The organism is Oceanicaulis sp. HTCC2633 (assembly GCF_000152745.1).
Lineage (GTDB): Bacteria > Pseudomonadota > Alphaproteobacteria > Caulobacterales > Maricaulaceae > Oceanicaulis.
Genome location: NZ_CH672428.1, coordinates 2,673,543 through 2,697,914 on the forward strand (window position 1 = coordinate 2,673,543; position 24,372 = coordinate 2,697,914).

23 protein-coding genes are annotated in these 24,372 nt (G+C 65.3%); 8 read left to right on the plus strand and 15 right to left on the minus strand.

Annotated features, from left to right (window positions below; translation table 11 throughout):
* Window positions 1–5 precede the first annotated feature (5 nt).
* Window positions 6–506, plus strand: coding sequence for a peroxiredoxin (locus tag OA2633_RS15565; RefSeq protein WP_009802951.1), 501 nt, complete (start codon window positions 6–8; stop codon window positions 504–506).
* 92 nt (window positions 507–598) lie between these two features.
* Entirely contained in the window at window positions 599–1,408 is an 810-nt protein-coding gene (locus OA2633_RS12625) for a glucose 1-dehydrogenase (RefSeq protein WP_009802952.1), read from the plus strand.
* A gap of 720 nt (window positions 1,409–2,128) precedes the next feature.
* On the opposite strand, the gene OA2633_RS12630 is transcribed toward OA2633_RS12625, so the two are convergent.
* The 11 genes from OA2633_RS12630 to OA2633_RS12680 all read right to left on the minus strand — a co-directional run bounded on the left by OA2633_RS12630 (window position 2,129) and on the right by OA2633_RS12680 (window position 12,310).
* Complete coding sequence (locus OA2633_RS12630) at window positions 2,129–3,838, minus strand: amidohydrolase (RefSeq protein ID WP_009802953.1); 1,710 nt, start codon at window positions 3,836–3,838, stop codon at window positions 2,129–2,131.
* Between the two features lie 49 nt (window positions 3,839–3,887).
* Complete coding sequence (locus OA2633_RS12635) at window positions 3,888–4,460, minus strand: hypothetical protein (protein ID WP_156776251.1); 573 nt, start codon at window positions 4,458–4,460, stop codon at window positions 3,888–3,890.
* On the minus strand, window positions 4,457–5,623 hold the full coding sequence (gene dapE / locus OA2633_RS12640) for a succinyl-diaminopimelate desuccinylase (RefSeq protein ID WP_009802955.1): 1,167 nt from the start codon (window positions 5,621–5,623) through the stop codon (window positions 4,457–4,459). The genes OA2633_RS12635 and dapE overlap by 4 nt, the downstream gene beginning before the upstream one ends.
* 58 nt (window positions 5,624–5,681) lie before the next feature.
* On the minus strand, window positions 5,682–6,512 hold the full coding sequence (gene dapD / locus OA2633_RS12645; RefSeq protein WP_009802956.1) for a 2,3,4,5-tetrahydropyridine-2,6-dicarboxylate N-succinyltransferase: 831 nt from the start codon (window positions 6,510–6,512) through the stop codon (window positions 5,682–5,684).
* On the minus strand, window positions 6,509–7,228 hold the full coding sequence (locus tag OA2633_RS12650; RefSeq protein ID WP_009802957.1) for a pyrimidine 5'-nucleotidase: 720 nt from the start codon (window positions 7,226–7,228) through the stop codon (window positions 6,509–6,511). The genes dapD and OA2633_RS12650 overlap by 4 nt, the downstream gene beginning before the upstream one ends.
* A complete protein-coding gene (locus OA2633_RS12655) occupies window positions 7,225–8,202 on the minus strand; it encodes a DUF1036 domain-containing protein (protein WP_009802958.1) in 978 nt (325 codons plus the stop codon). The genes OA2633_RS12650 and OA2633_RS12655 overlap by 4 nt, the downstream gene beginning before the upstream one ends.
* Window positions 8,203–8,244: 42 nt before the next feature.
* A complete protein-coding gene (gene yihA / locus OA2633_RS12660; RefSeq protein WP_009802959.1) occupies window positions 8,245–8,823 on the minus strand; it encodes a ribosome biogenesis GTP-binding protein YihA/YsxC in 579 nt (192 codons plus the stop codon).
* 96 nt (window positions 8,824–8,919) lie between these two features.
* Window positions 8,920–10,938 carry a membrane protein insertase YidC gene (gene yidC, locus OA2633_RS12665; protein WP_009802960.1) on the minus strand — a complete coding sequence of 673 codons (2,019 nt, stop codon included), beginning with the start codon at window positions 10,936–10,938 and terminating at the stop codon, window positions 8,920–8,922.
* 15 nt (window positions 10,939–10,953) lie between these two features.
* Window positions 10,954–11,349, minus strand: a complete 396-nt coding sequence (rnpA, locus tag OA2633_RS16745) for a ribonuclease P protein component (RefSeq protein ID WP_009802961.1) — start codon at window positions 11,347–11,349, stop codon at window positions 10,954–10,956.
* A gap of 23 nt (window positions 11,350–11,372) precedes the next feature.
* Entirely contained in the window at window positions 11,373–11,507 is a 135-nt protein-coding gene (rpmH, locus tag OA2633_RS12675) for a 50S ribosomal protein L34 (RefSeq protein ID WP_040612710.1), read from the minus strand.
* Between the two features lie 137 nt (window positions 11,508–11,644).
* Window positions 11,645–12,310, minus strand: coding sequence for a glutathione S-transferase family protein (locus tag OA2633_RS12680; RefSeq protein WP_009802962.1), 666 nt, complete (start codon window positions 12,308–12,310; stop codon window positions 11,645–11,647).
* 244 nt (window positions 12,311–12,554) lie between these two features.
* Between OA2633_RS12680 and OA2633_RS12685 the strand changes: the two genes are divergently transcribed.
* From OA2633_RS12685 to OA2633_RS12695, 3 genes are read left to right on the plus strand one after another with little or no spacing between them, the layout of a single operon-like run.
* Window positions 12,555–13,310 carry a TVP38/TMEM64 family protein gene (locus OA2633_RS12685; protein WP_009802963.1) on the plus strand — a complete coding sequence of 252 codons (756 nt, stop codon included), beginning with the start codon at window positions 12,555–12,557 and terminating at the stop codon, window positions 13,308–13,310.
* The gene (locus tag OA2633_RS12690; RefSeq protein ID WP_009802964.1) at window positions 13,307–14,728 is read left to right on the plus strand and encodes an NAD(P)/FAD-dependent oxidoreductase; all 1,422 of its coding nucleotides are present in this window, start codon (window positions 13,307–13,309) and stop codon (window positions 14,726–14,728) included. The genes OA2633_RS12685 and OA2633_RS12690 overlap by 4 nt, the downstream gene beginning before the upstream one ends.
* 26 nt (window positions 14,729–14,754) lie before the next feature.
* Complete coding sequence (locus OA2633_RS12695) at window positions 14,755–16,221, plus strand: sensor histidine kinase (RefSeq protein WP_009802965.1); 1,467 nt, start codon at window positions 14,755–14,757, stop codon at window positions 16,219–16,221.
* 49 nt (window positions 16,222–16,270) lie between these two features.
* On the opposite strand, the gene OA2633_RS16180 is transcribed toward OA2633_RS12695, so the two are convergent.
* Together OA2633_RS16180 and OA2633_RS12700 are read right to left on the minus strand one after the other, a co-directional pair.
* The gene (locus tag OA2633_RS16180; protein ID WP_009802966.1) at window positions 16,271–16,441 is read right to left on the minus strand and encodes a hypothetical protein; all 171 of its coding nucleotides are present in this window, start codon (window positions 16,439–16,441) and stop codon (window positions 16,271–16,273) included.
* Window positions 16,442–16,513: 72 nt separating this feature from the next.
* Complete coding sequence (locus OA2633_RS12700) at window positions 16,514–16,699, minus strand: hypothetical protein (RefSeq protein WP_009802967.1); 186 nt, start codon at window positions 16,697–16,699, stop codon at window positions 16,514–16,516.
* 263 nt (window positions 16,700–16,962) lie between these two features.
* Between OA2633_RS12700 and OA2633_RS12705 the strand changes: the two genes are divergently transcribed.
* Window positions 16,963–17,442 (plus strand): N-acetyltransferase, encoded by a 480-nt coding sequence (locus tag OA2633_RS12705; protein WP_009802968.1) that lies wholly within the window; start codon window positions 16,963–16,965, stop codon window positions 17,440–17,442.
* The gene (locus tag OA2633_RS12710; protein ID WP_009802969.1) at window positions 17,439–18,908 is read left to right on the plus strand and encodes a RimK family protein; all 1,470 of its coding nucleotides are present in this window, start codon (window positions 17,439–17,441) and stop codon (window positions 18,906–18,908) included. The genes OA2633_RS12705 and OA2633_RS12710 overlap by 4 nt, the downstream gene beginning before the upstream one ends.
* A 54-nt stretch (window positions 18,909–18,962) precedes the next feature.
* Here OA2633_RS12710 and ggt read toward each other — a convergent pair whose 3' ends face one another.
* Both ggt and OA2633_RS12720 read right to left on the minus strand, forming a co-directional pair.
* Window positions 18,963–20,705 carry a gamma-glutamyltransferase gene (ggt, locus tag OA2633_RS12715; protein ID WP_009802970.1) on the minus strand — a complete coding sequence of 581 codons (1,743 nt, stop codon included), beginning with the start codon at window positions 20,703–20,705 and terminating at the stop codon, window positions 18,963–18,965.
* Window positions 20,706–20,749: 44 nt separating this feature from the next.
* A complete protein-coding gene (locus tag OA2633_RS12720) occupies window positions 20,750–21,700 on the minus strand; it encodes a LysR substrate-binding domain-containing protein (protein ID WP_083783276.1) in 951 nt (316 codons plus the stop codon).
* A 174-nt stretch (window positions 21,701–21,874) separates the two neighbouring features.
* Here OA2633_RS12720 and OA2633_RS12725 point away from each other — a divergent pair, with 174 nt between their 5' ends.
* On the plus strand, window positions 21,875–24,295 hold the full coding sequence (locus OA2633_RS12725) for a TonB-dependent siderophore receptor (RefSeq protein WP_009802972.1): 2,421 nt from the start codon (window positions 21,875–21,877) through the stop codon (window positions 24,293–24,295).
* Window positions 24,296–24,372 lie beyond the last annotated feature (77 nt).

Sequence of the window (24,372 nt, forward strand, 5' to 3'; positions counted from 1 at the left end):
AAGTCATGAAGGTCATACTGGGCCAGCGCATTCCCGACGTTTATGTCGGCCACCTCGACGAGGCGGGCTCGCCCGTTTCGATCAGCTTGCGCGGCATTCTGGATCAGGGGACCCATATCGTTATCGGGGTCCCCGGCGCCTTCACGCCGATCTGCACCAAGCGTCATCTGCCCCGCTTCATCGAGAAGGCGCCTGCGCTGAAGCAGTCAGGATTTGACCAGATCAGCTGCATTGTCTCCAACGACCCCTTCGCGGTGGACCAATGGCGCCGCCAGATCGACCCCGAGGGACGTCTTCAGTTCTATGCAGACGGGCCCATGGCGTTCTCGCGTTGGTTCGGCCTCACCGAAACCCTGCCTGACCATCTGCATATGGGCGAGCGCAGCAAGCGGTATCTGCTGATCGTGCGCAATGGCGTGGTCCAGCGGGTGAATATCGAACGGACCGTCATCGAGTTCACCTGCACCGGCCCGGAGGATCTCGATGCCGACTCGCTGGCGTTCTGAACCCGGTCTGCGCGAAGGCGGGGATTGAGCCCTTCCTGACCTTTTCGGGCCCGCCCGGGGCGCTTATAGCAGCGTCCCAAAGGGAGGCGCACATGGCACGACTTTCAGGCAAGCAGGCATTGGTCACCGGCGCCGCGCGCGGCATAGGCGCAGCGATTGCGGAGCTTTTTGTCCGCGAGGGCGCCGAGGTGCTGCTCACCGATATTGATGGCGCAGGCGTCGAGGCGCTGGCCGCGCGGCTGGGCGAGCGGGCCCATGCGCGCACGCTGGACGTCAGCCATGAGACGCACTGGAGCCAGGCCGCCGAATGGGTCGAGCAGAGCTGGGGTGGTCTGGATGTGCTGGTCAACAATGCCGGCATCACCGGCTTCGCCCAGGCGCCCGGTCTCCATGATCCCGAACATGTCTCGCTTGAAGCCTGGCGCACCGTGCACCGGGTCAATACCGATGGCGTCATGCTGGGCTGTCAGTGGGCGATCCGTTTGATGAAGGCGCGCCAGGGCGGCTCGATCATCAATCTGTCGTCACGCTCGGGCGTGGTGGGCATTCCCGCCGCGGCGGCCTATGCCGCGTCCAAGGCGGCGGTGCTGAACCATACCCGCACCGTGGCGCTTTATTGCGCGCAACAAGGCTACGCCATTCGCTGCAACGCCATCCTGCCCGCCGCGGTCCTGACCCCGATGTGGGAGGACATGCTGGGCGAAGGCGAAATGCGCGACCGCGCCGTCGCAGACGTGGAGGCGGGCATTCCCATGGGCCGGTTCGGACGGCCCGGGGAAGTGGCCGAGACGGCGCTGTTCCTCGCTTCGGAGGCGTCGAGCTACATGACCGGTACGGATTTGCATCTGGATGGCGGCATCCTCGCCGGCGCCGCGTCCTCGCCTAGACGGGCGGAGGAGTAGAGGCTTTTCAGCACCCTTGTCCCCGCCGCAAGACGGCGAGGGTATGAGCAGGGCGCGCGGGAGCCGTCCGGGCGATTATGGGTCTGTTTTATTGTTGTTATGGAGCCCGATAAGGCTCCCGCGCGCGATGGTGTTTTCTGCGGCCTCGACCGGCTTGCTGACGCCATTTCTACGCAGCCTGTCCAAGCTGGACGTTTGTCAGTCGTCCGCCCAAGGGATTCCTGCCCCAGGGGCGCGGCTCCAACAGGATCACCGGAATGTACGAAGTCCCGCCTTTTCGCTGCAGCGCGGTGCGTTAAACCGCGCCCGCTCGGGACACCACCACCCCTCCCGAACCCAACGCGCCGGCCGCCCGCTCTGGAGGAGTAAGCCGAGTATGGGGGAAGAGCGGGAGGGGGAGGATAAACACTCCTCTCATCCCCGGCAGAAGCCGGGGCCCAGAGCCGGATGTGAGAGCGCTTGGTGATCTCTGGGTCCCCGCCTGCGCGGGGAAAGAGAAGAGAGTTTTCAATAACTCAAACCCTGTCATTCCCCGCTTCATGCGGGGGATCCATGCCGGTGGGTCCTATGACAGGTCACGGCATGGATTCATCGGATAAACCGGTGAATGACATGGGGAGAGACGGGTGGTGCATGGGCCTCCGGATCAAGTCCGAAGGCCGAGAGGTTCAGGCTCTACATCTCGGTCCTCGGGCTTGACCCGGGGACCCATGCGGCGGCTCAGCGCTGTTCCGCGCGCCAGACCACCTCGCCCTCGACCACGGTCATGACCGGACGGGCCTCGGCCAGTTCGGCGTCCGGCACGGTCATGAGATCACGGTCAAAGACGGAGAAGTCCGCCAGCTTGCCCACCTCGATCGTGCCCAGATCATCCTCGCGGAAGGTGGCGTAAGCGGGCCAGATGGTGAAGAGCTTGAGCGCGGTCTCCCGATCCAGCGCCTGTTCCAGATGCCAGTGCTCATCGGCGAAGCCATTGAGGTCGCGGCGCACGGCGGCGGCGTAGAACTCGATCCGCGCCTCGCCGCGCTCTACAGGCGCGTCAGACCCGCCTGCAATGATGGCTCCGCTGTCGATGAGCGACCGCCAGGCATAGGCGCCCTCAAGACGATGCAGGCCGATGCGGCTGGCGGCGAAGTGCAGATCGCCAATGGCGTGGCTGGGCTGCATGGAGGCGATGACGTCCATGTCCCCAAAGCGCGGAATGTCGTTGGGATGCAGGATCTGGGCGTGCTCCACGCGCCAGCGCGGCTCGGCGACGGCGCGCTCGGCGGCGGGGACGGCTTCAAGGCTGTCCTGCATCCAGTCGAGCACATTGCGGTTGCCCGCATCGCCGATGGCGTGAATGGCGAGCTGCACGCCGTCCTCCAGGGCGCGCTGCATCATCGCTTCGGCGCGCTCTTCCTCGGACAGGAACAGGCCGGTGGTGTCCGGCGCATCGTCATAGGGTTCAAGAAGCGCCGCGCCGCGAGACCCGAGCGCGCCGTCCATGTAGAACTTTACGCCGCGCGCAATGACCCGGCCATCCGCCTCCATGCGCGGGGCGTGGCTGGCGACCGCGTCATAGTCTTCGGGATTGGCGTAGACCGAGACCCGGATGGGCAGGTCGCCGGCCTCGGCAAGGCCCGCCATGATGTCCACATCCGCGTAGGGCACGCTCATATCGTGCACGCTGGTCCAGCCCTGGGACGCCATGACTTCAGCGCCCAGCCGGTAGAGCGTCTCGCGCTCCTCGCCCGTGGGCTCGCCCGCCAGCGCCGCGAAGGGGGCCATGGCGGCGTCGATGATCATGCCGTTGGGCTGGCCGGTTTCATCCTTCAGGATGGCGCCGCCTTCGGGGTCGGGGGTTGAAGCGGTGATCTGCGCGGCGTTCAGCGCCGCCGTGTTGGCGACGAGGGCATGGCCGTCCGCGCGCACCAGGATCACCGGCCGCACCGATTCGACTTCATCAAGATCCGCAGCGGTCGGGAAGCGACCTTCTGGCCAATGGGTCTCGATCCAGCCGCGACCGGCGATGATCGAGGCGCTGTCGTCAGCCGCCGCTTCGGCGACCCGCGCCTTGAGATCCTCGATCGAGGCCGTGCCTTCAAGGTTCAGAGAGCGTTCGCGTTCGCCCACCCCGATGATATGGGCATGGGCGTCGGTGAAGCCGGGAAAGAGCGTTGCGCCATCCAGGTCCACCGTGCGCGTGTCATCGCCCATATAGGACTGGCCATCGGCCAGGCTGCCGACAAAGACGATCCGCCCGTCATCCACCGCAATCAGCTCGGCGGTGGGCTGGCTTTCAACGCCGGTATAGATCGGACCGCCGGTGAAGACGGTGTCTGCGGCGTTCAGGCCGGCGGCCTGATTGACCGCTTGCGGATCAAAGCAGCCGGTCAGCGCCAGAGCGCCGGCGCCCAGCGAAAGCATGGCGAGTGTTGAACGGATCATGATGGTTCTCCCCGAAGTCGTTGAGGGGGAAACTAGCGCGGCGCGCCCGTCAGGTCACGGACAGGATGAGCCGGTCGATGATCAGGGGGATGCTGGCCGCCGCCGCCGCCATGATGGGGGGCAGTCCCATCGCGCCCTGGGCCACGCGCCAGTGGATGAACAGGCGCAGCAGGCTGTACAGCGTCATCGCCTGTCCGATCGCGCCCGGATCGGCCAGTCCGGCCGGATAGAGCGCCAGCAAGAGCGCCTGGACATGGACCAGCACGAAGACGGTCCAGTTATGCACCACCAGCCAGCTGGCGAAGCGGTCCTTGAGACCCATCACCATCACCACGCCTGCGGCGACGACCGGGAAGAGCAGCCAGAATCGCGCCCAGCTGATCACCGCGTCCACAAGGGTGAAGCGCATGTCCGCGGTGTAGGCGGCGGCGTTCTCGGCATAGAAATAGTTCACGCCGACAATCAGGAAGAAGAAGGCGGGCAGGGCCAGGATGACGCCCGAGAAGGAGCGCGCCACGCCCTCTGCGCTGACGTCGAAATGCTTGCGCCAGTCAGGTCTGAACGTCAGCAGCGCAAAGACGCCCGCAACGCCGGACCGCATGTCTCTGATAGCCTGTCTCATGATGCGAAAGTCTTGAAATACCTCTGCAGCACGTCGGCATAGATGGCGGCGAGACGGGTCACATCGCTGACCGGCACGCGCTCATCCACTTGATGCATGGTCTCGCCCACGAGGCCGAATTCCGCGACCGGGCAATAATCCTTGATGAAGCGCGCGTCCGAGGTGCCGCCGCCCGTGGTCAGCGCCGGATCATGGCCGGTCTGGTCCCTGACCGCGGCGCGCAGCAGATCGGTGAAGGGGCCGGTCTCAGTCAGGAAGGCGTCGCCGGTGACGGTCAGATCAAGATCGATATCGCCGAAAAACCCCTGTTCCGCGGCGACGGCCTGTTCGCGCAGCCAGGTCTTCAGTCCGTCTCCGGTCTGGGCGGTGTTGAAGCGGATGTTGAACTTCGCCGTCGCTTTCGCCGGGATAACGTTATGGGGGGCATTGCCCACATCGATCGTCGTCACCTCGAGATTGGAGGGCTGGAAGTGCGGCGCGCCCTCGTCCAGCGTCCGCAATGTGATCCGGTTGAGAAAGTCGATCAGCACCGGGATCGGGTTCTCGGCCTTTTCCGGATAGGCCACATGACCCTGCTGGCCCGTGACGGTGACGACGCCGTTGAGCGAGCCGCGGCGGCCCACCTTGATGGTGTCGCCCAGATGGTGCGGGTTGGTGGGTTCGCCCACCAGGCAGTGGTCAAAACGCTCGCCCTTCTCCGCCACAGCCTTGAGCAGCTTCTTCGTGCCGTTCACGGCGGGGCCTTCCTCATCGCCGGTGATCAGGAAGGCGATGGATCCGGCCGGCCGCCCCTGAGACTGAAGCAGTCGGGCGACGCCGGCGACCATGGCGGCGATGGCGCCTTTCATGTCCGACGCGCCGCGCCCCCACAGGACGTCATCGGCGATCTCGGCCTCGAACGGACCGCGGCTCCAGGCCGCTTCATCGCCGGGCGGGACCACATCGGTATGGCCGGCGAAGCAGAAGACCGGAGCCGTCTGGCCCAGCCGGGCATAGAGATTGTCCACCTCTTCGAACTTGAAGCGCGTGCATTCAAATCCCAGCGTTTCCAGCGCTTCGGACAGCACATCAAGCGCGCCGGCGTCGGCGGGCGTGACTGACGGCGCCTGGATCAGGCGGCGGGCGAGGGGGATCGGGTCGGTGAGGGCGGACAGATCAAGCATGACGCAGATTTAGGGCGTTTTCGCCACGGGCGCCATGCCTGACTATCGTCTGTCCATTCTAGTCGCGCAGCAGGGCGTTGATGGAGGTCTTGGCGCGGGTCTGGGCGTCGACGCGCTTGACGATGACGGCGCAATAGAGCCCCGGCTTGCCCGCTTCGCCCGGCAGATTGCCCGGCACCACAACGGCGTAGGGCGGCACCTCGCCGCGGAAGATCTCGCCGGTCTCACGATCGACGATCTTGGTGGAGCCGCTCAGGTAAACGCCCATGGCCAGGACCGCGCCCTCGCGCACGATCACGCCTTCGGCGACCTCGGCGCGGGCGCCGATGAAGCAATTGTCCTCGATGATCACCGGATTGGCCTGAAGCGGCTCGAGCACGCCGCCAATCCCGGCGCCGCCGGAAATGTGCACGTTCTTGCCGATCTGCGCGCAGGAGCCGACGGTGGCCCAGGTGTCCACCATCGTGCCCTCATCCACATAGGCGCCGATATTGACGTAGGACGGCATCAGCACCACGCCCTTGCCGATGAAGGCGCCCCGGCGCACGGCGGCGGGCGGCACGGCGCGGAAACCCGCTTCCTGGAATTCCGCCGCGTCCCAGCCTTCGAACTTTGACGCGACCTTGTCCCACCACGGGCCATGATCGGCGCCGCCGGGAATGATGCGGTTCGGGTTCAGACGGAAGGACAGCAGAACCGCTTTCTTCAGCCATTCATGAACGACCCACTGGCCAGACTCGTCCCGACTGGCGACACGGGCTTCGCCGCTGTCGAGCAGGTTGAGCGCGGCGTTCACCGCATCGCGGACATCCCCCTGGGTCTGGGTGGTGAGCTGGTCGCGGTCGTCCCAGGCGGCGTCGATGACGGATTTGAGAGCATCACGGTTCATGGCGTCGTCTTCTTCTTGTTCTCGGCGGCGGCGTGCCAGTCGCCCAGGAAGGTGCGCAGGCAGTCCACGGCGTAATGGATGTGGGGAGGATGTACCAAGGGTTCGGGGCGAGCGCCATCCGCAAGCGCTTCAACGGGCGGATGCACCAGCACGGTGGTGAAGCCCACATCATGGGCGGTCTGCAGGTTCTTGACCGAATCCTCGAACATCACCGTGCTCGGCGGCGTGATCGAGAAATGGCCGGTAAAGCGGTCAAAGCCCTCTCGGTGCGGCTTGGGCGTGAAGGCGGCGGCCTCGATGTCATAGAGGTCTTCAAACAGCCCGTTCAATCCGAGACGGTCGATCACCTTCTCTGCGTGCTTGCGCGAACCATTGGTGTAGACGATGCGTCGGCCGTCCAGCGCTTTGACATGCGCGGCGAGTTCAGGATCAGGCGTGATCACCGAATGATCGACGTCATGGACGAAATCGAGAAAGCTCGCCAGATCCCGCACCTGATTGTTCGCCAGCAATCCGTTCAGCGTGGTGCCGTAGGTCGTGTAGTAATGCTGCTGCATGGCGTGCGCTTCCTCCCGGGTGAGGGAGAATTCGCGCTGGACCCAGTCGGTCATCTTGTCGATGACCTGGCTCATCACGGCGGCGTCGGCGGGGTAGAGCGTCTCATCGAGATCGAACACCCAGGTGTCCACATGATGCAGGTCAGGGGTTCGGGTCACGGAAGCGGTTCCTCAAAGTCATTCAGGTCGAGCCGCATCACGCTGCCGCCGTCTTCGGGGGCGGGCGCAGCGCGGAACAGGGCGGGCTGGAAGCCAGAATTGGTGCATTCGCTCCGGGTCTGGCTCGTAAAGCGCGCCGGGGTGATGCAGAAAGCCTCGGTTCCGCCCGCCAGCGGGCGCAGGGCGTCCGCGTCGATCAGCTGCGCGTAGACATAGGTTTCATTGCTTGTGAGCTGGGCGGAGAGCGTCTGCGCGCAGCCGCCCGGCGCAATGCGCCACCAGCCGCGGGTTTCATATCCATCCCCGGCGGCGCGTGCGACGGCGACGCCCATGGGCAGGTTGGCGTCATTACAGACCTGCAGCCCCAGCCCGGTATTGCGCGCCAGGGCGCGTTCATGCAGCGCCTCGATCAGAGCGGCGCGGTCCGCGCCGAAACTGCGGCCCTGGTCCTCTTCGAAGGCGGCGACCTGGCGGCGGGTGCGCCGCCCGGCATAGCCGTCGATGACATTGATGTCATAGCCCGCCGATTGCAGCAGGCGTTGCAGCCCGGCCTCCTCGGCCCGATCGCCGAAATCGGCGACCTCGACCAAGACCGCGTGATCGCGTTCGGCGTCGGTCAGCTGGCGGAACTTGCGGGTCTCAAGGCCCAGGGTTTCGCAGTCCGCCACGCCTTCAAAGGCGAAGTCGGTCTCGTCCACGCAGATATCCAGGCTGCCGCGCCATTCGCGCACCCCGCCCAGATAGGCGCGGGTGGTGCGGGCGTAGAGATATTGATCAGAGCTGGTGGACGGGCCGATCTCGGCGCAGCCGCCCGGCGCGATCCGCGCCCAGCCCTCCACGGCGAGCCCGGTGGGCGTGCGCCAGGCCTTGGCGGCTTCGACCATGAAGCTGGTCTCGTTGCACACCTGACCGGCCTGGGCCGCACCGCTGAAGCCCAGGGCGATGAAGGCGGCGATCAGGATCCGGTTCAGCATGTCGACAGTCCCGTTTGGCAGGGCGTGTCAGGGCCCCGGTGGCTATTCCCCGGCCGGCAGGGCCAGGGTGGAGATTTCCCCGCGCAGCTCATCCAGCCCGTCACGCTTGGCGCTGGAGGTGGCCGAGATCACCGGGAAGGCGGCGGGCCGCCGGGCGACTTTCGCCTGGGTTTCCTCAAGGCGCTTCTGCGCTTCGGATGGCTTGAGCTTGTCGGTCTTGGTCAGAACGATCTGGTACACCACCGCGGCGCTATCAAGAACCTTCATGATCGCTTCGTCAGAGGGCTTGATGCCGTGCCGGGAGTCGATCAGCAGGAAGACCCGCTTGAGATTGACCCGGCCGCGCAGATAGTTCTGCGTCAGGCGCGTCCAGCGCGCCGCGACCTCCTTGGGGGCCTTGGCGAAGCCATAGCCGGGCAGGTCGACGATGCGCAGCCGGCCATGCATGTCAAAGAAGTTCAGCTCCCGCGTGCGGCCCGGCTCGGTCGAGGCGCGCGCCAGCTGCTTGCGGCCGGTCAGGGCGTTGATCAGCGAGGACTTGCCCACGTTCGAACGGCCGGCGAAGGCCACTTCCGGCACATGGGTGTCGGGCAGGGTGTCCATGGACACCACGCCCAGCATGAAGTCGATCTGGCCCGAGAACAGCTTGCGGCCCGCCGCGAGACGGGCCGCCTGTTCTGCCTGGGCTTCGGGAGAGGGCTCGGTCAGGGCCGCCTCCTATTTCTTCTTGCCGCCGCGCGGTTTTTTCGCTGCGGGGTTGGAGCTGACCCGGCGGCCGGTCGGCGCGGGCTTGGTCTCGGTTGCGGTGTCAGTCGGGGTCTTCCCGTCTGTCGCCGCATCATCGGCGTTGGCGTCCTCGGCCAGGTCGCCGACAGCTTCCTCGACCTTGCCCTCAATCACCTGATTGGTGGCGGTCGGGGTGTCCTCGCCCTGGTATTTGGCGGGCACGGCCTTGCCGGTCAGCTTTGAGCGCAGCTTGAAGAAGTTGCGGTCGAGCTCGGTCACCACGCCCTGACGGCGCATGATCAGGTATTGCTGACCGATGGTCAGGGTGTTGTTCCAGGACCAGTAGATGATCAGGGCGGCCGGGAAGGGCGCCATGATGATGGTGAAGATCACCGGCATGAAGGCGAAGATCTGGCGCTGGATCTTGTCGGCGGGCGGCGGGTTCAGCGATTGCTGGGCCCACATGGTCACGCCCATCAGGAGCGGCCAGACGCCGATCGCCAGGATCGGGCCGACAATCGGCAGGCCGGACGGATCATAGGGCAACAGGCCGAACAGATTGCCGATCATGGTCGGATCGGGCGCGGACATGTCCTGGATCCAGCCGAAGAAGGGCGCATGGCGCGCATCGAGCGAGATGAACACCGTCTTGTAGAGCGCAAAGAAGATCGGGATCTGCGGCAGCATGGGCAGACAGCCCGCCACCGGGTTGATGCGCTCCTTGCGATAGAGCTCCATCATCGCCTTCTGCTGGGCTTGCGGATCATCTTTGTAGCGCTCGCGGATCTCGGTCATTTTCGGCGCGGCCGAGCGCATCTTGGCCATGGAGGCGAAGGCGCGGTTGTTCAGCGGGAACAGCACCAGCTTGATCAGAAGCGTCACGACCATGATGGCGAGGCCGTAATTGCCCAGCACGCCGTAGAAGAAGTGCAGCGCCGCGAAGAAGGGCCGGGTCAGGAACCAGAACATGCCCCAGTCGATCGCCATGGTCAGGCGGTCAATGCCCAGATCGTTTTCATAGGCGGCCAGGATCGGCTGTTTCTTGGCGCCGGCGAAGACATAGCTCGTGGATTCGAGCGTGGCGCCCGGCGCGAGGGTTTCGGCGTCGCTGAGATAGTTGGACTCAAAGACCGGACGGTCGGGACGCGACACGACGCGGAACTGGGCGCGCACATTGGGCTGGCCTTCGGGCGCGACGGCGGCGAGCCAGTACTTGGAGGTGATGCCCATCCAGCCGCCGGGGCCGTTGCGCTCGATCAGGCCTTCATCTTCCCATTTCTTGAACTTGCGATCGAAATGGGTGCCGTCGATGACGCCGACCGCGCCTTCATGGAGCACGAAGAAATTCTGCAGGTCGGCCGGGACGCCATGCTGGCGCACCAGCGCATAGGGGCGAAGGGAGACGGCCGCCGAGCCATTATTGATGACGGTGTCGTTGACGGTGAAGAGATAGTTCTCGTCCACCGAGATCGTCCGGCGGAAGGTCAGGTCGCCCGCGGCGTGCTCCAGCACCACCGGCGTGGTTTCGGTCAGCACATCGCCCTCGACCAGCGTCCAGTTCGTGCTCAGCCCCGGCAGGCCCTGGGGCGCATTGGCGCCGCCCAGCCAGCCGCTGGCGGCGAACTGATAGCCGTCAAAACCTTCAGGGCTCATCAGGGTCACCGGCACGCCGGAATCCACTTCGGTCTCGTAGCGCAGCAGCTGCAGGTCATCGATCCGTGCGCCGGTCAGCGACAGCGAGCCAGACAGGGCCTCGGTGCGGATCTCGATGCGCTGGGAGCGGGCGAGGGCGTCTTCACGGCTCATGCCGTTCTCGCCCAGCCCGGCGGCGAAGCCGGAGTCGGTGGCCTGGGGCGCGTCGTCGCCCGTCTCCTGGACCTGGGTTTCTGCCGTCGCCTGCTCAGCCGCTTCACGGTCTCGCGCCATCGGGTCGAGGATGAAGGCCTGATAGAAGAACAGAATGCCGATCGCTATGACGGCCGCGAGCAGGAAATTGCGGTTCTCACCCATGGGAGGAACGGTCCCTTACGGTTTTGAGGGCGTATGATCGCGCGAACCGCCCGTCGGTCCGCGTTCACGCCGCGCGAGGCTTATCAACGCGGCTTTCACATCGTCAAGCAAGGCCGGCCAGGATCGGGCCGCAGTTTGAGCGCGCGCAATGAACACATAGTCGGTTCCGGGCTGTCCGTGGAGGGGCAGCAACAGGCGGGCGGCTGCGCGCAATCGACGCTTGGCGCGATTGCGCGCCACGGCATTGCCGATTTTCTTGGTCGCCGTAAACCCGGCCCGGGTCGGGCCGTCGCGATCATCCTTGCGGACAAGCATCTGAATGACCACGGAGGGTTTGGCGGAACGCGGCGCTTCTCGCGCGCGTAAAAAATCGCGCCGCTCGGTGATCCGTGCGGCGCGATCTGGATACATCGTCGTGTCGTCTGGCGCCTGAATTAGGCGGACAGGCGCTTACGGCCCTTGGCGCGGCGACGCGCCAGAACCTGACGACCGGCTTTGGTGGCGGCGCGGGCACGGAAACCGTGGCGGCGCTTGCGGACCAGTTTGGACGGCTGGAATGTACGTTTCACGGTTCGGCTCCCATGGGGATCAGCGGCCGGTCTCCCGGCGGCTCAAAATTCGAGCCGCGGTGGATACGGGAGGTGAGCGCATGAGTCAAGCGCCCCACCGCCTCCGATTGCGGCTGTTCGCAGAGCTTATAGCATGGCTAGCGATCATATTCCGCCAGAAAACGCGGCGCCGGGGCGGGCAGCTGCAGTGCGCGCCGGACCGCAGGGCGCGCATCAATGCGCGCGATCCACGCCGCAAGGGCGTCGAGACCGTCAATCGAGACCCCAGCCCAGGAATGGCAGCGCACCCAGGGAAACATAGCCATGTCGGCGATCGAATACGCCTCGCCCGCCAGCCAGTCGCGACCGTGCAGGCGCGTGTTCAGGACTTCAAACAGACGCCGGGATTCGGTGGTGAAGCGCTTGAGGGCGCTCTCGCTGGCCTCCTCCTGATGCGGCGCGAAGCGGCGAAAGAACATGGTCTGGCCCATCATCGGGCCTACCCCGCCCATCTGCAGCATAAGCCATTGCAGGGTTTCAGAACGGAGCTTGGGATCGTCAGACAGGAACAGACCGGATTTTTCGGCCAGATACCACAGCATGGCGCCCGATTCGAAGACGACGAAGTCTGCGGCGGCGTGATCGACCAGCACGGGAATCTTGCCATTGGGGTTGAGCGCCAGAAACGCAGGCGTCTTGTGGGTGCGGGCCGAGAAATCGATGGGTTCGAGCGAATAGTTCAGTCCGCTCTCTTCCAGAAAGATCAGCGGTTTCCAGCCATTCATCGTGGCGGCGGTGTACAGGGTGATGTCTGCTTCGGGCATGGTGGGGCGTCCTTGGTCACAGGGCGCAAGACGCCCGTCGCGCTGTGACTGCCCGCTCCAGTCGCGATGCGATATCGGGTCATGTCCGCACGGGAAACTACCTAGGCAGGCGATAAATCCGTGATTTTGAAATAAAGTTTCACGCCATGGTGAAGATGGCGCAGCGGGATGTGGTTTTCCCCTACTCGACGGCGCGGTCTATATCCGGTCACAACAGTCACACGAATGCTGAAGGGGTATCCGGATGGACGCCGAACCGAACCTGTCTGAAGACGCGCCAGAGACCGCGCCCTCCAAGCCGCTCTGGCGCCGCCTGGCGCCACTGGTGATCCTCGTCGCCGGTCTTGCCGCCTTCTTCGCGCTGGGCGGGCAGCAATATCTCGACGCCGACCGCGCCCAGGCCCTGCTGCGTGACATGGACGGCTGGGTGCAGGACAATCTCCTGCTGGCGCTCCTCGCCTACACTGTCTTCTATGCGCTCGCCGTGGCGATTTCCGTGCCGGGCGCTTTGTGGTTCACCATTGGCTCGGGCTTCCTGTTCGGCGCGTATCTGGGCACAGGGGTCGCGGTGATCGGTTCGACCACCGGCGCGACCATCATCTTCCTTGCGGCGCGCTACGCCTTTGCGGACTGGGTGCGCCAGAAATTCCCCGGCTATGTGCAGAAGCTGCAGGACGGCTTCTCGCGGGACGCCTTCACCTACATCGTCATCCTGCGCCTGATCCCGGTGCTGCCCTTCTTCGGCATCAATATCGCGACGGCGCTTCTGAATGTGCCGGTGCGCGCCTATGCGCTGGGCACGCTGGTGGGGGTCATTCCGGGCGCCTATGTGTATGCGACCGTCGGCGCGACCATCAAACGCGCCGCGGCCGAGGGCGTGCCGAGTTTTGGCGCGCTTCTGACGCCGGAACTGATCTTCGCCATGGTCGCCTTCGCCGTGCTGGCGCTGCTGCCGATGGTTCTGCGCCGGGTGCGCAAGGACAAGGGAGAGGCCGCATGAGCCGCGAACGCATCAAGGCCGATCTCGCCATCATTGGCGCAGGCGCGGCGGGTCTTGTGACCGCTTCAGGCGCAGCGCAGCTGGGCCGCAAGGTGGTCCTGTTCGAAGCCGGCGAGATGGGCGGGGATTGCCTGAACTATGGCTGCGTGCCGTCGAAAGCGATCCTGACCGCCGCGCACAAGGTCCACGCCATCCGAGAGGCGGGGAAATATGGCGTCCGCGTGGGCGAGCCGAGCGTGGACTTCGCGAAGGTGCGCGAGACAATCCAGTCCGCCATCACCACCATCGAACCCAATGACAGCCAGGAGCGGTTTGAGGGCTTCGGCGTCCGGGTTGTGCGTGAATACGCCCACTTCGTCAGCGAGGACACGGTCGCGTCCGACAGCATCGAGGTGAAGGCCAAGCGCATCGTTGTCGCCACCGGCACGCGCGCCTTCATTCCGCCGGTCGAGGGGCTGGCCGAGGCGCCGTATCTGACCAATGAAACCATCTGGTCGCTGGAAACCCTGCCCGAGCATCTGATCGTCATGGGCGCAGGCCCGATCGGCATGGAGCTGGGACAGGCCTTCCGCCGGCTGGGCTCAGAAGTCACGATCATCGAAGCAGGCGAGCCGCTGGCGCGGTTCGAACCCGAGCATGCGGGGCTTGTCATCGACCAGCTGATGGCGGACGGCGTCACCCTGCATACGGGCAAGAGCGCGGCGCGCGTTCAGTCTGGCGATGCGGGGATCACGCTCACCCTGTCTGATGGCGAACAGGTCACGGGCAGCCATCTGCTGGTGGCGACGGGCCGCAAGCCGGTGCTCGACGGTCTGGAGCTTGAAGCGGCGGGCGTTGAAACCGACGCGCGGGGCATTGTCTGCGATGACCGTTTGCGGACGTCCAACAAGCGCGTCCTGGCGGCGGGCGATATCGCCGGCAAGGGCGGGCTGACCCATCTGGCGGGCTGGCATGGCAGCGTCATCCTGCGCAATCTCTATTACGGGCTCAGCACGGCTCAGTCCTCCCAGCCCATTCCGGCGGCGGTCTACACCGATCCGCCCATCGCCCAGATCGGCCTGACCGAAAGCCAGGCCCGCGCCGAGCATGGCGACACGGTGAAGACAGCAAGCTGGGGCTTTGACGACAATGACCGCGCGATCGCCGAGCATGATGTGCGCGGCGGCGTGAAGCTGGTTCTGGGCAAGGGCGGCAAGGTGCTGGGCGCACATGCGGCCGGCACTCGCGCCGATGACCTCATCCAGATCGCGGGCGCGGTGATGGCCAGGGGCGGAACCGTCCGCGACCTCACAAGCCCGGTTGCGCCCTATCCGACGCGCGGCGAGATCTTCAAGCGCGCGGCGGGGTCCTACTATGAACCGGTGGTGTTCGGATCCATGGCGAAACTGCTCGCCCGGATCCTGAGCGCGTTTCACTAGAGCCTAAGTCCGGCTGGGGAGGCGGAGTGGAAATCAGGGCCGACATCCAGACACGCGCCGAACGCCGCGCAGCGCCCCTGGGGGCGATGCAGGCGGTTCGCAAGGCGCTGGTGTCCATGCCGGGCAAGCTCCTGGGCCTGTCCATCGGCTTTGTGCTTCTGGCCGAGATCCTGATCTTCTTCCCTTCCGCGGCCAATTACCGCTCGGACTGGCTCACCGAGCGGACCGACGACGCCTATCTCGCCTCGCTCGCCGTGGAGACGGCGGACGAGATGGGGCTGGGCGACGAGATGATCGCCAATCTTCTCTCCAGCGCCGACGCCGTGATCGTGGGCCGGGTCTATGACGGCATGAACGTGCCATTGCTGGCGCAACCGGGCGGGATCGGCGCGGCCCCCGTGGTTGAGGTGATGCTGGCCGAAGAGAATCTCTTCGAGCGCATCTTCAACACCATTGGCGTGTTCCTGGCCCCGGAGGGGCGGTATCTGCTGATCATCGATGAACCCATGGCGGGCGAGGCGGGGCTGATCAGCGTGGTGGTGCCTGAAGCCGGTCTGAAGCGAGACCTTTACGCCTATTCGGGCCGGGTGCTGTGGCTGTCCATTTTCATCGCGGTGATGACGGGCGGGCTGATCTATCTGTGCCTGATGTTCATGTTCGTCCGCCCCATGCGCAAGCTGGCCCAGGCCATGACCCAGTTCCAGCAGGACCCCGGCAATCCCGCCTGCACCGTGGCGCTGTCGCGCCGGTCGGACGAGATCGGGGAGGCGGAAAGCGCGCTCGCGGCCATGCAGGACGAAGTGCGCACGGCCTTCCGCCAGCGCGAACGTCTGGCGGCGCTGGGCGGGGCGGTGGCGCGCATCAATCATGATCTTCGCAATGTGCTGACCAGCGCCCAGCTGATCTCCGATCGCCTGTCGTCGAACGCGGATGAGCGGGTGGCGGCCATGGGGGCGCGCCTGGTGCGCGCGGTCGATCGCGGCATCCGCCTGTGTGAGGACACGCTGCAATATGGCCGATCCGAAGAGCGTCCGCCCGAGCTGCAGCCGGTCAATCTGCGCGCCGCGCTTGATGATGCGGCGGGGGACGCCTTTGCGGCTACTGGCGCTGCGGACTGGCGCAACGAGGTGGATGAGGGATTGCTCGTCGAGGCGGACCCGGACCATCTGCACCGCATTTTCCTGAACCTGTTCCGCAATGCGCTACAGGCCATGGAGAAGACGCCAACGCCGCTGATCCATGTGCGCGCCCGTCTGATGGGGTCCGGTGAGAGCGTCTGCGTCGAGGTCTGCGATACGGGGCCGGGCGTGCCGGCGCGCATTGCCGAAACCCTGTTCGAGCCTTTCGGACGGACGGGATCCAGAGGCGGGTCGGGGCTGGGCCTGTCCATTGTTCGCGAACTGGCGCGGGTGATGGGCGGCGATGTGCGGCTGCAGTCGAGTTCAGACGCGGGCGCAGTCTTTGAGGTCCGTCTGCGCTACCAGGAGCGCTGACCGGACGAGGCGTCCTCGTCCGGCCCGGCCTTCAAGCCCGGATCAGCGCCTAGCGCTCCTCGTACTCTCCATCATAGCGATGGTTGTCATTGTCCCAGCGATGGGGATGAAAGCGCGAGGCGCGATCACTCGTCTCAAAGGGATAGCTGGGTGTCCAGGGCGCATTGGCGCGCCGTTTCTTGGCTTTCTGGGCGGGGCCCGTCTTCTTCAATCCGGCCATGGCCGTAGATCCTGATGCTGATGGAGTGTGAAGCCGGGCGGCTTGAGGACCGCCCGGAAATGTCCGCCCGGCCTACCGGCCGACGGCGGACAGCATGGCCCACAGATCGCGTGCGCGAACCTTGTTGGGACGCGGTTTGTCCGCGCCGGGATGAAGGTGAGCATCGGAGCTGCTGGGTCTGTAAAGAGAGGCGGCTTCACCACCAAACATGGCCGAACGGGCCGAGCTGGCGATTGAGGACTGATACTGCGTGCGCATCGCGCACACTCTCCATAACAAGATAGGCGCCGGCGAATGCTGGGGCGTCGCGACGCGATACGCGCCGCACGCAATAGATGGCGATTGAATTCTGTTTTCGGCAAGTGGAGTTTTGTCGCAACTGAAAACAAATTGTTACAAACCAGGGTCTGCCCTTGTTTCCGGTTGCAGGCGTCGCCCTTCGGGCGTATTGACCGCAGCGATGACGGACCCCGCGCGAGGGCGCGCGGGGCGGACTGTCAGCCTGTGGAGCTCTCGCTTCCATGACGCATGGCGTCAGCATTCGCCCGGCGACGATTTCGGACATTCTGTTCCTGATGCATCTGGAGACCCGGTTTCCCCCGGGAGACCAGATTTCCATGCGCAGCTGGCGGCGTTTCCTGTCGCGCGAAGGCTGCGTCCAGATCGCGGAATCTGCTGACGGGGCCTTGGGCGCTGTGGTCGTGCTTATCCGGAAGGGCGGGCAGACCGCGCGAATCTACTCTCTCGCCGTGGATGAAACCGCACAGGGCCGTGGAGCAGGCCGCCATCTCGTGGAGGCGGCCATCAACTATGCGGCCCGGGCAGGCTGCTCACGAGTGAGCCTTGAGGTCCGGCCCGACAACGACCCGGCCCGCGCCCTTTATCGCAAGTGCGGTTTTGTGGAACGCGGCGTCAAACCCGAACATTATGCAGACGGTACGTCTGCCTTGATCATGGACAGAGCGGTCCCTCAGGGACCTGCGGAGACTTTGGAAAAATGACGGACTGGCTGATTCTGGTCGAAAGCGATTCCGACCTCAAACAGACCGAAACCCCGCACAAGGTGATGCGGGTGTCAGACTATCTGGCGAACCCGACCCTGTTCGCCGGACGGCGCCCCTATGTGCTCAATCTGGCGCGCTCCTATGCCTATCAGGGCGCAGGCTATTACGCGGCGCTGCTGGCCGAGGCGCGCGGTCACCGGGTCAGTCCGACGGTTCAGACCATGGTCGAGCTGTCGCGCAAGGACCTCTACGCGCACGCCCTGCCGGATTTGAACGCCCGGCTGGCGGACACGCTGGCCAAGGGCGTCGCGCCCGTGGAAGAGGTGTTCATCGCCTTCTCCAAGACGCCGCAGGCCGGCTACGAGCGGCTGGCGCGCGAGGTCAGCGACTGGTTTCGCACGCCCGCGCTGGAGCTGGAGATCAGTCTGGAGCGCACCCCGCGCATCACGCGCATCCGGCCGGTGCCGCTGAACAGGATGAGCGCGGATCAGCGCGCCTTCTTCTTGCAGGCGCTGGCGAGCTATACCCGCACGACCGTGCGCAATCCGAAGGCCAAGGCGCACGCCAAATGGTCGCTGGCGGTGCTGGTCGATCCCAATGAGCACACCCCGCCCTCGCAACCGTCCGACATCAACCGCCTCATCGATGTGGCGGGCAAGATGGGCGTGGATGTGGAAGTGCTCGACACCAATGACCTGCCGAGCCTGGCTGAATTTGACGCGCTCTTCATCCGGGCGACGACCTCGATCGACAATATCACCTACCGCTTCGCCCGCCGCGCCGATCAGGAAGGCATGCCGGTGATTGACGACCCGGTCTCGATGATCCGCTGCACCAATAAGGTTTATCTGAAGGAATTGCTGGAAAAGGCCCATGTGCCGATCCCGCCCACCGAGGTGATCGACAAGAAGTCCGACCTCAAGAAGGTGTTCGAGCGTCTGGGCGCGCCGGTGATCCTGAAGACGCCGGACGGCTCGTTCGGGCTCGACATGGTCAAGGCGCAGACGCTGGAAGAGCTCGAAGCGGGGGCCAAGCGCCTCTTTGCCGAAACCGCGCTTCTGATCGCGCAGGGCTTCGTGCCCACCACCTTCGATTGGCGCATTGGCGTTCTGGGCGGCAAGCCGCTGTTCGCCTGCCGTTATGGCATGGCGAAAGGCCACTGGCAGATCGTCAAGCATGGCGAGAACGGCAAGATGACCGCCGGACGCACCTCCACCCTCGCCATCGAGGACGCGCCGCAGGAGGTGGTGGAGACCGCCGTGCGCGCCGCGCGCCTGATCGGAGATGGGCTGTACGGGGTGGATCTTAAGGAAACCGAGGCGGGGGTCATGGTCATGGAGATCAATGACAACCCCAATCTCGAACACTCCGTCGAGGGCGCGGTCCTCAAGGACGCGCTGTGGAAGGCCATTGTCGACTGGTTCTCGACCCGGCTTGAAAAACGCCTGTCCGCCGGGCGCTAGATGCAAAAAGGGCCGCGCAGTGCGCGGCCCTTGTCATTGGAGTTCGTATCAAGGCTAGGGCCGGGCGGCGGTGCCGTCCCGGCGCGGGTCCGCCGCGCCGATTAGCGTACCGTCTTCCAGCTCGCGCACGATATGGATGCCGGAGTTTTCACCGCGTCCGCCCTGGATGGTGAAGCCGCGATCGCGCAGTTCGGCCATGATGGCTTCATCAAAGCCTTCCTCGATATTCACCGTGTCGCCCCGCGCGACCACATTGGGCAGGGCCGCGGCGTCTTCCGGGCTCAGCCCCCAGTCGAGCATGCCGACCAGGGATTTGGCGGTGTAGGCGATGATCGAATTGCCGCCCGGCGAACCGGTAGCCAGCTCGAAATCCCCATTGGCGTCCAGAACGATGGTCGGGGACATGGACGAGCGCGGGCGCTTGCCCGGCTGCACGGCGTTGGGCAGCAGGCGACCCTCTTCGTCACGCGCAACGAATGAGAAGTCGGTGAGCTGGTTGTTGAGGAAGAAGCCGCCGACCATGCGGCCCGAACCGAACGGGCTTTCCACGGTGGTGGTCATGGAGACCACATCCCCATCCGCATCCACCACCACGAAATGGCTGGTGCCGGGGCGATCATCGGTGGCGTCTTCGGGGCGGTCTTCCGCGCCCGGCGGCGTGCCATGGCTGACCTCTGCGATGGCTTGCTGAGGATTGATCAGCTGGGCGCGCGAGGCGAGATAGTCGCGATCGAGAAGCCCTTCGACCGGCACATCCACAAAGTCCGTATCGCCCACATAATGGTCGCGGTCGGCATAGGCGAGGCGGCTGGCCTCGATGAACAGCGCCCAGCCATCGGCCGTTTCCGGACCGTTCGCGCTCATGTCGAACTGTTCAAGCATGCCCAGGATCGCGCCGACGGCGATGCCGCCGGAAGCAGGCGGCGGCGCCGAGCAGATCTGATGGTCGCGATAGGGCGAGCACAGGGCGCTGACCTTTACCGGCTCGTAAGCGGCGAGGTCCTCTTCGCTCAGATAGCCCGGACGCGGCGCTTCATTGACGGCGGCGACGATCGCGCGGGCGAGATCGCCCTCGTAGAAATTGCGCCAGTCGGCGGCGATCAGGCGCAAGCTGTCGGCATAGTCTGGATTGGTGAGCACATGTCCCACCGGCCAGGCCTCGCCAGTCTCGTCGAACAGGTAACCGGCGGCGACGCCGGTCTCTTCCATGTCGGTGAAGCCCGCCATGCGCTGGGAAATGCTGTTCAGGCGCGGGGCGACCTCAAAGCCGTTCTCGGCGAGTTCGATGGCGAAGCTGAAATTGTCCGCCCAGTCGAGCTGGCCGTGATCGGCGTGGGCCATGTGCAACATGGCGACCGCGCCCGGCGCGCCGGTGGACAGGCCCGAACGCCAGGCTTCCACATAAGGGTAGGGCTGGCCGGTCTCGGGATTGATGAAGAGGTTTTCGTCCGCGCCCATGGGCGCGCGTTCGCGGCCGTTATAGACGTTCACTTCGCCGGTCGAGGCGTCGTAGTGGACCATGAAGGCCCCGCCGCCAATGCCGGAGCTTTGCGGCTCCACAAGGCTGAGCACGGTCTGCACCGCGATGGCGGCGTCCACGGCGTCCCCGCCGGCGCGCAGGGCGGCGAGGCCGGCCTCCACAGCATCCGGATTGGCCGCCGCGACCATGCCGCCCACGGGGGCGGCGGTTTCGGTCGGCTCCGCCGCAGACGGGGCGGGCGTCTCGGTTTCAGACGGCGCATTGCAGCCCGCAAGGGCGAAGGCGGAGGCGGCGGTGAGCAGGGCGATACGGGTCATGCTATCCTTTCACAGCCTTCAAAGGCCGGTTCTCGTCTGGGCCGTTAGAGGCCGGGAGTTTCAAACGGACGGGCTTCATCCATCAAGAAGTCTTTCAAGCGTCGCGCCGCATTGTGCAGCGCACGTCCTTCTGGCCAGAGCAGATGATATCCCCAGCCAAGTGGGGTCACCCCTGCGCCGATCAAGAACACCAGCCGTCCGGCCTTGATGTCCGGTTCGGCGAGACTGCGGCGCGCCAGCGCCAGCCCGCGCCCCTGACAGGCGGCCTCCAGCACATGATCATGACGATTGTACCGGTCCCCGCTCAGCGTGTCCTGACGCCTGACGCCGCGGTGCTCGAGCCATTGCGCCCAGCTGGGTCCGACCGGTTCGCCCCCCGTGCGTTCATGATGAACAAGGGGGAGGGCTTCGACGGCGGCGCGCCAGTTCACCCGTTCGGCGTCCGGATGCAGCAATTGGGGCGCGACCGCCGGGGTCAGGCTCTCGCTGAGCAATTCCAGAGTCTGCACGCCCTGGGGCGGGGCGGGCATGAACCGGATCTCGATATCAAGCTGGAAGCGATGAAGGCTTTCGGGCGTCGGATCGGTGATCAGCTGGACGCGGTATTCGGGATGGTCCGCCTCGAAGCGATTGATGCGCGCAGACAGCCACCGCGCGGCGAAGGCGCCCGGTGCGCCGAGTCGAATCAGGCCGGGATCCTGATGGGCGCTCAGCCTGATGCTGGCTTCGCGCAGGCGCTGGAAGGCGTCATGAACCATTTCGGCTGTGGCCCGGCCCTGGGCGGTCAGGGCGAGTCCGCGTCCGGCGCGGACAGTCAGCTTGGTCCCGATCAGTTCTTCCAGCAATCGGACCTGTTGCGAAACCGCACCACTGGTCACCCCCAACTCAGCCGCCGCCCGGGTCACGCTTCCGTGACGGGCCACGCACTCAAAGGTCCGCAAGGCATTGAGCGGCAAGGAAGAAGCGGTCTCTGCTGTTAGTTTATCTAAATCCATGTTGAGCGCTTCTTAATTGTGTCACGATGCGACATCCGTCAGCGTCCTGCCCGACCCTAGCGTCATATTCACGCCCGAACCTTGAAAAAACGGGTATTTTTTTATGACCGGGGTGAGCGTGCATAGAGGGGTGCACTTGGTTTTGTGTCTTTTCAGCATATGGGGTGTGACACAATGAAGAAACTTCTTGGAGCCGTTTCCTTAGCTGCGCTTACGGCCGCCACGGCTTATGCACAATCAGCAGACAATGATGACGTCATTGTCGTCGTCGGGACCCGGTCAGAAGGGCGAACCGCCCTTGAAACCACCGCGCCCGTCGATGTCGTTGATGTGAGCGCGCTTGAGAACACCGGGATCACGGAACTGAATGCGGCGCTGGCCTACACGCTGCCCTCATTCAACTTTCCGAGCCCGTCCATCACCGACGGGACGGACCATGTGCGTCCGGCCACGCTGCGCGGCCTCGGCCCGGACCAGACGCTGGTCCTCGTGAACTCCCGCCGCCGCCATTCGTCCGCACTCGTCAATCTGGGCGGGTCGGTCGGACGTGGCTCCGCCGCCGTCGATCTGAACACCATTCCCACCTCCGCCGTGGGCTCGGTGCAGGTGCTGCGTGACGGCGCCTCGGCGCAATATGGCTCTGACGCCATTGCCGGCGTCATCGACGTCCAGCTGCGCGAAGCGAGCGAGGGCGGTCAGGTCAGCGCCACCTACGGCCAGTACGCCACCGATATTCCGCTGACCACGGGCGAACGCTCGGCCAGTGACGGCGACACGCTGAACGTGTCGGGCTGGGTCGGCCTCCCGCTGGGACGGGACGGCTTCCTCACCCTGTCGGCGGAGTATCTTGATCGCGAGCCCACCAACCGCGCCGGCCCGGATTCGCGCCAGCAATATCCCAGCCTGCCCGGCGGCGGACTGGATCCGCGCGAACTGAGCTTTGATCGCATCAATCACCGGTTCGGTCTCGCCGAGGCGGAAGCCTTCTCCTTCTTCGCCAATGCCGGTCTGCCGATCAATGCGACGACCGAGCTCTATGGCTGGGCGGGCTATCAGACCCGCGAAGGCGAGGCGGCCGGCTTCTACCGTCGCGCTCAGGACAGCCGCAACACGCCCGCCATCTATCCTGATGGCTTCCTGCCGCTCATCACCACCGATATCGAGGATTTCTCCGCGGTCGGCGGCGCGCGCGGGGAGTGGGCCGGCTGGGACTGGGATGCGTCCCTGGGCTATGGCCGCAACGAGCTGGGCTATGGCGTCGAGAACTCGCTCAACACCTCGCTGGGCGCTTCCAGCCCGACCTCCTTTGATGCGGGCGCGCTGATCTATGACCAGATCACCGCGAATCTCGACTTCGTGCGCTCGTATGATCTCGATGCGTTCGCCGGACCGCTCTCGGTCGCCTTCGGCGCCGAATACCGTCTGGAAGGCTATGAGATCCAGGCCGGGGAAGAGGCGAGCTACATCACCGGCGACCCGACCAAGGCTGGCGGCAGCCAGGTCTTCCCGGGCTTCCAGCCGAGCAATGAGATTGACGAGGATCGCGATTCCATCGGCGTCTATCTCGACCTGGAGGCGGATGTCACCGACCGACTGCTGCTGACCGGCGCGGTGCGGGCGGAAAGCTATTCCGACTTTGGCGAAACCGTGACCGGCCGGGTGTCCGCACGCTATGAGCTGACCCCGTCGCTCGCCCTGCGCGGCGCGATCTCCAACGGCTTCCGCGCCCCGTCGCTGCAACAGGCCTATTTCACCTCGACCTCCACGGTGTTCACCGGCACGCCGCCGACGCCGGTGGAAGTGGGGACCTTCCCCGCCGACAGCCCGGTTGCGGCCGCTCTGGGCGGTGAGCCGCTTGATGCCGAGGAATCGGTGAACTATTCGGGCGGCGTCGTGTTCACCCAGGGCGCCTTCAGCCTGACGGTGGACGCCTACGCCATTGATATCGACAACCGGATCGTGCTGTCCGAGAACCTCTCGGGCGCGACGGTGGAAAACCTGCTGCAAGCCGCCGGGATCAATGGCGTCACCAGCGCGCGCTTCTTCATCAATGGCGTGGAAACCGAGACCCGCGGCATCGATATCGTGGCCACCTATGGCGTGGGTACGGAGCGTTACGGCGATTTCGACTTCACCTTGGGCTATAACCGCAACGACACGGAAGTGACCCAGGCGCCGAGCTCGGAAGTGCTGCCCGGCGTCACCCTGTTCGCACGCCGCGAGATCGCCCGGTTCGAGGAAGGTCAGCCTGATGACAAGCTGATCGCGTCCATGACCTGGAGCCGGGGCGCCTTTGGCGGCGTGCTGCGCGCCACCCGCTTCGGCGAAACCGTGGACCCGGGTTCCGCGGCGGACGGTTCGGGCGATGAGGTTCTGGATCCCAAGACGATCGTGGATGCGGAGTTCTCCGCAGACGTGGTCGAGGGGCTGACCGTGTCGTTTGGCGCGAACAATCTCTTCGACGAGTATCCGGACGCCACGTCGCTGAACCCGAATCTGGCGGGCACGTTCTCGGACATCTTCCCGTTCTCCGGCTTCAGCCCGTTCGGCTTTTCCGGACGCTATGTCTACGGCCGCATCCGCTACACCTGGTAAGCTGAGGCGTTCGTGAAGACCCGACCCCCGCCGGAGCCCTCCGGCGGGGGTCGTTTTTTGTCGGGGTTCCGGGCAAG